This window comes from Candidatus Cloacimonadota bacterium, from assembly GCA_011372345.1.
Classification (GTDB): Bacteria; Cloacimonadota; Cloacimonadia; order Cloacimonadales; family TCS61; genus DRTC01.
Window position 1 is genome coordinate 1 of sequence record DRTC01000066.1, and the last position, 7,192, is coordinate 7,192.

Below are 7,192 nucleotides of genomic sequence, written 5' to 3' on the forward strand. Positions count from 1 at the left end.
GCAGGTTTATCTTTCTTTGCCAGCGGTGTTGCTTTCCTTTACTGTTTCCGGCTTATTCATACAATGTTCCTCGGACAGGTAAAATCCAAACATAAAGATATTAAGGAAGCATCGTTATGGTTTATTGTTCCTCAATATATTTTTATCATCGCTATCATGGCAATTTCCATGTATCCGAACCTGATCATCAAACCGATCACAGCAGCAGTTTCTTCCTACTTCCCAACAACCATAAATTGGGAAGGGTACAAGGTCATCAGTTCTCTCGGTTATTGGAACGGAAATATCGTGATGATGATCACAATGATCATTTTCATGATTCCGTTAGTGTGGCTTTTATTCAGGTTCAGATCAGTAACCAAAGTAAAGCAATTCAATATCGTCTATGCTGCGGAACGACCCGATAGACCTGAAACTACACATTATGCTCATAATTTCTTTGCTCATTATCAAAAAGCACTCGGAATTCTCGTGAGACCGATCATCACTAAATTCTGGAATTCGGTTTCGGAATGGACGCATTCTCTAGGTGGATTGTTCAGACATGTTTATACCGGAAACGGACAGACTTATGCACTCCATATTATTATATTTATTGTTATTACTTATTTTCTTGTGGGAGCAAAATAAATGGATTTACCATTGATTACAACCATCTTGTACGCTGTGATTTCCCTGTCAGTTATCACTGTATATGGTTTGACATTAACAGGTTTAGTTTGGAAAATCGTTGCTCGAGTTCACGGACGAGTGGGACCTCCGGTTTGGCAACCGTTCCTTGATATAATCAAAAACAATGCTAAACGAACCGCGATCTCTCACGGAATTATGTTTTATTTAGGACCTGTTTTCAGGATTGCCGGCGGGATTGGAACATATCTCTTTATTCCTGCGATCTACGGTTCCGTCGTGTTCTCAAATTTAAGTTTTTCCGGAGACCTGCTGCTCGTTATGTATTTCATCTTTTTCGGACAACTCGGAATGGCTCTCGGTGCCGGAGAAAGCGGTCATCCCTACAGTGCCATCGGAGTTGCACGCGGACTTGCTCAAATGAGTTCCTTTGAAGTTCCATTCGCTCTTTCTTTGATCTCGATTGCTATCCAATACAAAACTCTCTCCATCACCGGCATAGTTGCTGCTCAACAAGGTGGACTTTTACATTGGACAATGTTCACGAATCCATTAGCAACCATCGCCGGCATGATCGCCCTGCTCGGTATGAATATGCACAACCCTTTCAGTGTAGTTCTCGCTCCACAGGAAATCCCGATAGGACCACCAACGGAATTTCACAGTTCTTTTCTCGGTACGCTCCAAACCAATAGAGCGATTTTTAATTCCGCCAAACTCATTCTTTTTATGAATCTTTACTTTGGAGGAGCAACAAATATTATCTCGATGATCTTAAAAACTTTTATGATCTATATGGTTACAGTCGCAGTTGGTGTTTCTTTCCCGAGATTCAGAACAGAACAGGCGATCAGATTCTTCTTGAAAGTTCCAACCTTGATCGCTTTGGCTTCTGTAATTATTTTCAGTTCAAAATAAAGGTGAATTATGAGTGATAATAGTAAAGACAAATTAGAAAACAACGGACTTCCCGAACACGAAAGAGACCTTTTTTGCGATACTCGACCAAGAGTGCATAAACCTTTATCCAAATATGTAGAAAAATTCCTCAACTGGTCACGAGCGAATTCTTTATGGATCCTCGGTTTCGGAACCGGATGCGGAGCGATTGAACTGCGTCCTTTAATGACTTCCCGTTATGATATGTCTCGCTATGGAATTGCTCCCAGACCTACTCCCCGTCAATCTTCGGTTTTTATCATCGGCGGTTATATGTCGGTAAAAACTCTGAAAAGAGTAATCAGAAGTTACGAACAGATGCAGAATCCGAAATTCGTCATCGGTCTGGGAAGCTGCACGATCAACGGCGGGATGTATTGGGATAGTTACAATACCATCAATCGCTTGGATCATTACCTTCCTGTCGATATTTATATTGCCGGTTGTATGCCCAGACCGGAAGCATTAATTGCCGGTTTTGATCATCTTAAAAAACTGATCAAAGCAGGAAAAGCAGAAGGTGCCAATAAATATGCAGAAAATTTCGATTGGTATAAAGCCAATCAGAAAAAGATCGTTAAAGACTGGAATATGCCTGATTATAATTGGTAAAAAACAAGGGACAAGGTAAAAACATACTCATTCCAACGCTCCTGCGTCAAACAAGGATAATAAATGAAAGATTTAATAAATAGGATAAAAAGTAAATTCAAGATCGAGAAAGTTGTTGAAAAGCGGAAAGATTTGATTTTTTTTACTATTAAAAAAGATAACCTTCCAACAATCATCACTCATTTACGGGATTATGAAAACTACACCCATTTTGTTTTTCTGACTGCAATCGACTATCTTGAAAAGGAAATATTCCAGTTAACATATCTTCTTCATAATTATCAAACCCACACAGATCTTGGGATTCGGGTTGAGATCGACCGGAAAAATCCGGAAATGATCTCTATCCATCATCTCTGGGAACAGGTTGGAACTTATCAACGGGAATTGAAAGAAATGTTCGGAATTAATTTTCCGGGAAGTCCCCGTATCGATGAGAGTTTTATCCTGGAAAGATGGCAGGAAATTCCCCCGCTACGAAGAGATTTTGATAGTAGAGAATATTCTGAAAAAACATATTTCCCTCGTAAGGGAAGAAAATCATTTGATCCTAAAGAGTATATGAAGAAAAAACTTTATCATGGAAAATAGGTAGTGTATCATAATTTATGAAAGATTCTAAAAATAATTGGTTGGACTTTTAAAATTCCCCTACCTAAAGTTAGGGGTTATTGATCTGGAAGTTATCTCGATCAATAACCCACTCCTTTAGGTGTGGAACTCAAGGTAATTTAAGGATAACAGGAGTAAAAGATGAAAAAACTTACGATTGGTTTAGTCATTGGAATCATCGTCGGTTTGGTTGGAATGGGAATTTTAGTCTGGAAAATGATGCCGCAGAAAATGTTGAATGTTGTTAAGAGTCAATACAATTTTGAAGAAACTGTTGCTTTATTGCAGGAAGCATCATACTCGAACGGTTGGGAAGTTCTTCATGTTTATGACATTGGAGATTGCCTTTTTAATGAAGGTTATGATGATCAAATGCTCAAAGTAAATGTGATTTCGATTTGTCAGTCGGAATATTCTTATAATATTTTGCAGGATGATGAGAATAAAAAGATCGCAGCCATTATGCCTTGCCGGATTGGAATATATGAAGACTTGGAAGGCGATGTTTATATCACCAGGATGAACATCGGACTGTTGAGTAAAATGTTTGGCGGCACGATTGAAGAAATCATGAGTTATGTTGCTAAAGACGATGAAAAGATAATCGAGGATATTATTGTTCAATGATCATTGTTCATTAATGAATACTCTTCATTGAAAGAAACTAAAACATTGATAAAAACGGAATTTATCGAGATAAACAGAATGATGGATCGTTTCAAACTCTCAAAAAATTTCAGCTTAATTCTGCTTATTCAGTCTAACTCAATAAATCCTTTGCGTCTTTGCGGTAAAAATTTGGAGAAAAATAAATGTTCAAACCTGATAGAAGCAAATTTCCGGAAATGAAAAACGGAAAACCGGTGATCGACCTTGATTCCGGGAAATTTGTAAAAATTTGGCAGGGACCTCAACATCCCGGAATTACCGGAAATATGTCACTGGAATTGATCTTAAGCGGTGATGAAGTTGTCGATTGCAAAACTCATGTCGGTTATCTGCATCGCGGTTTCGAGAAATTAATGGAACGCCGAAAATATATTCAATGTTTTCCAATTGTTTGCCGGATATGTGTTCCCGAACCGGATACAAATGAATACTTGTTTGCTGCTGCTGTCGAAGAATTAGCCGGAATCGAAATCCCGGAAAAAGCAGTCTGGTTAAGAACTTTGAACCTGGAAATGTCCCGTTTGACAAGTTTCCTCATGTGGATCGGAGGTCAGGCAGGAAGTTTCGGTATGGGAACTGTCGGACAATGGGCTGTAACTCACCGTGATTATATGCTCGATCTATTTGAAGAACTGACCGGCGGACGAGTCTATCACATGTATATGCTTCCCGGAGGAGTCCGGAATGATCTTACCGATGGATTTGAGAAACATCTCGAAGATACTTTACAAAAAATCGAAAAACTATTGAAAGAGATTAAAATCGTCATGTTTGATAATGTAGTTTTCAAGATGCGAGCCAAAGGTCTTGGCATTATTACTCCTGAAATGGTCGATAAATATGGAATTGTCGGACCGAATGCACGAGCAACCGGTTTGCAAAGAGATATCAGGAAAGATAATCCGTACTTGATCTATGATAAACTGGATTTTAAGATCATAATCGGAAACGATTCCGATGCTTATGAAAGAGCAACAGTTCGTTTAAAGGAAATGTTCCAATCTATTGATTTGATCCGTCAGATAATGGATAAAATGCCAAAAAAAGGAAACTTCCATACTCAGCTTCCCAATGTCCTAAATTGGAAAATTCCTGCAGGAGAAACATACATTCGAGCAGAGTCAACACGTGGAGAATACGGTTATTATGTAGTTTCAGACGGAACAGAATATCCGAGAAGAGTATATGTTCGAGGACCGAGTTATACCCACGCAGTTGCTTTGATGGAAAGATTAGCAATAAATACTAACATTGCAGATATTGCCGGATTGATGGTTTCATTGCATACTTATCCTCCTGAAATCGAAAGGTAACACTACTTTGCGAAAATTCCCCCAAAGAAATTCTTAAATGTAATTTCCGCAAAGATTAAAAAAAGAGAAGTTTTATTAAAATCTTTCTTGTTCTTACTCTTGTTCCCAAATTCCTTTTGGGAAAACAATTGGGAATGAGCAGATAAACCGGAGAAATTAATGAGTCTAAAAGATATTTTATCACCTTTTTATGTCTGGAAAAGAGCATTTGAAAAACCTTATACAACTATTAAACCTCTTTCAGAAAGACCGGGTTCTCCCAGATATAGAGGTTTTCATAAAAATGATATGGAAAAATGTATTGGTTGCGGAACCTGCGAAGCAGTTTGCCAGAATGCTGCCATCGATATGGTCCCTGTGGATGATATCAAAACAACCAAAAAAGACAGCGGATTGCGACCTGAAATCGATTATGGAAGATGCTGCTGGTGCGCACTTTGTGTTGATGTCTGCACAACCAGGTCTTTGTCAATGTCCAATGAATATGTCTGGATCGATTCCAATCCTGAAGTCTATCGATTTATTCCCGGAAGCAATAATAATAAATGGGATAAAACCAACCTTGGATATACAACAAATGATGGTCTGAAACTTCTCGATAAAAACAGGATAAAAATGAATATCCTCGATCCTGATGAACGAACTGGTTCATTCATCGAAATGGTGAAAGGATATTCCAAGCAAGAAGCGATCAAAGAAGCAGAACGATGCGTTGAATGCGGAATTTGTGTTGCGACCTGCCCATCACACATGGATATTCCGGAATATATCAGAGCAATCCGGGAAGATGACCTTGAAGAAGCTTTGCGGATATTGTATAAAACTAATCCTCTATCTGCCTCCTGCGGAAGGATTTGCACCCACAGATGTGAAGAAGTTTGTTCGATCGGTGTTTTGGGTGATCCGATCGCTATTCGCTGGTTGAAAAGGTACATTTTGGATAATGTGGAAGACTCAAAATTCAAACAGATATTGCAGGATGAATTCAAATCAAACGGTAAAAAAATTGCTATAATCGGAGCAGGTCCAGGAGGATTGAGTGCAGCCTACTATTTGATCACTGCCGGATATGAAGTAACGATCTTCGAATCCAAAGAAAAAGCCGGTGGTATGATGAGATACGGAATTCCGGAATATCGATTACCATACAATATTATCGATAAGGAAGTCGAATATATCACATCTCTCGGAGTTGAAATCAAGTTTAATAATGGAATCGAGACACCCGAAGATTTTCATAAAATATATGATAATTGCGATGCAGTATTTTTCTCAACAGGTCTCAACAAATCATATACAATCGATATTACCGGTGAAGAACTACCAAATGTTATTTCGGGATTAGATTTTCTGGATAGAATAACCAGAAAGGATGTTCCAGATATCGGTAAAAAAGTTGCAGTTGTCGGGGGTGGAAATACAGCTATGGATGCTGCCAGAACAGCCCGAAGACTCGGTGCTGATGTTGAAATTTATTACAGAAGAAGAATCGATGATATGCCTGCTGACAAGGAAGAAATCGAAGAATCAATGGAAGAAAATGTCATTTTTTATCCGCAGACAACACCTCTGGAATTAGAAAAGGACGGTTCCCAAATAAAATTCATCTGGGGAAAAAATGAAATGATCTTTGAGAAAGGAAAACGACCGAAACCTGTTCTCATCAAAGGAAAATATTACACAACCATAATCGATACCTTGATCGTAGCAATTGGACAAGATGCTGATTATTCATTTCTACCGGAAAATATTTATGAAATGTTGAGATTCAAGAAGAACAAAGTAGTTGTTAATAAATCCGGTCAGACATCGGTTGAGAAAATTTTTGCCGGAGGAGATATTTCCAATAACACTGCTGATGCTATTAGTGCCATTGCAGATGGACACAGAGCAGCAAAAGGAATCGACAGGTATTTGCAAAAAAATTCTGTGAAATAGTGTGAACTGTCATTCCATGATTTCTTCTTGCTTTTGCTCATGAGAAATCTCCAATTTGTAAATATTATTGTAAATTAGATGTTGGAGATTTTTCCGAAAATTGTCACAAGTGATTTCATCATTTATGATGCATCATCTTGGGATAAGTTGACTTGCCTACTTAACAAAAGACCTTAGGCTTGTGCCAAGTCTTGGAAAGATAAAAAGGAGTAAAAAGTGAAAGTTGACGATATTTTATCCTATAAGGGAAGAGAAGTTTTTAAAGCTAATGAAAACGATCCTATCTGTAAAGTTCTGGATATTTTTGAAAGAAAAAGAATCGGTTCATGTATTGTAGAAAACGACAAATCTGAAATCGTTGGTATAATGACCGAAAAGGATGTTCTCAAATGCTTCAAAGGTATAAGCGATCCATCTAAAATAAAGATCAAAAAAATTATGACAAAACGCGAAGACCTGATCATCGCATCTTATGATGA

7 protein-coding genes are annotated in these 7,192 nt (G+C 38.1%); all 7 read left to right on the forward strand.

Annotated elements, in window-relative coordinates; genetic code table 11:
• The first annotated feature begins 630 nt into the window (after nt 1-630).
• Complete coding sequence (locus ENL20_01200) at nt 631-1,548, forward strand: NADH-quinone oxidoreductase subunit H (GenBank protein ID HHE37173.1); 918 nt, start codon at nt 631-633, stop codon at nt 1,546-1,548.
• Nucleotides 1,549-1,557: 9 nt separating this feature from the next.
• Nucleotides 1,558-2,181: an NADH-quinone oxidoreductase subunit B gene (locus ENL20_01205; protein HHE37174.1), complete on the forward strand. Its 624-nt coding sequence runs from the start codon at nt 1,558-1,560 to the stop codon at nt 2,179-2,181.
• Nucleotides 2,182-2,244: 63 nt separating this feature from the next.
• On the forward strand, nt 2,245-2,772 hold the full coding sequence (locus ENL20_01210) for an NADH-quinone oxidoreductase subunit C (GenBank protein ID HHE37175.1): 528 nt from the start codon (nt 2,245-2,247) through the stop codon (nt 2,770-2,772).
• A 162-nt stretch (nt 2,773-2,934) separates the two neighbouring features.
• Complete coding sequence (locus ENL20_01215) at nt 2,935-3,420, forward strand: DUF302 domain-containing protein (GenBank protein ID HHE37176.1); 486 nt, start codon at nt 2,935-2,937, stop codon at nt 3,418-3,420.
• A 185-nt stretch (nt 3,421-3,605) separates the two neighbouring features.
• Nucleotides 3,606-4,775 carry an NADH-quinone oxidoreductase subunit D gene (locus ENL20_01220; protein HHE37177.1) on the forward strand — a complete coding sequence of 390 codons (1,170 nt, stop codon included), beginning with the start codon at nt 3,606-3,608 and terminating at the stop codon, nt 4,773-4,775.
• Nucleotides 4,776-4,934: 159 nt separating this feature from the next.
• On the forward strand, nt 4,935-6,713 hold the full coding sequence (locus ENL20_01225; protein HHE37178.1) for a 4Fe-4S dicluster domain-containing protein: 1,779 nt from the start codon (nt 4,935-4,937) through the stop codon (nt 6,711-6,713).
• 216 nt (nt 6,714-6,929) lie between these two features.
• Nucleotides 6,930-7,192: CBS domain-containing protein (locus tag ENL20_01230; protein ID HHE37179.1), on the forward strand; the 263-nt coding region annotated here is incomplete at its 3' end.

Excerpts from the sequence above, each read along its gene's own strand:
- ENL20_01225 (HHE37178.1), top strand. The coding sequence starts at position 4,935 with ATGAGTCTAAAAGATATTTTATCACCTTTTTATGTCTGGAAAAGAGCA.
- ENL20_01200 (HHE37173.1), top strand. The coding sequence starts at position 631 with ATGGATTTACCATTGATTACAACCATCTTGTACGCTGTGATTTCCCTG.
- ENL20_01210 (HHE37175.1), top strand. The coding sequence starts at position 2,245 with ATGAAAGATTTAATAAATAGGATAAAAAGTAAATTCAAGATCGAGAAA.
- ENL20_01205 (HHE37174.1), top strand. The coding sequence starts at position 1,558 with ATGAGTGATAATAGTAAAGACAAATTAGAAAACAACGGACTTCCCGAA.
- ENL20_01220 (HHE37177.1), top strand. The coding sequence starts at position 3,606 with ATGTTCAAACCTGATAGAAGCAAATTTCCGGAAATGAAAAACGGAAAA.
- ENL20_01215 (HHE37176.1), top strand. The coding sequence starts at position 2,935 with ATGAAAAAACTTACGATTGGTTTAGTCATTGGAATCATCGTCGGTTTG.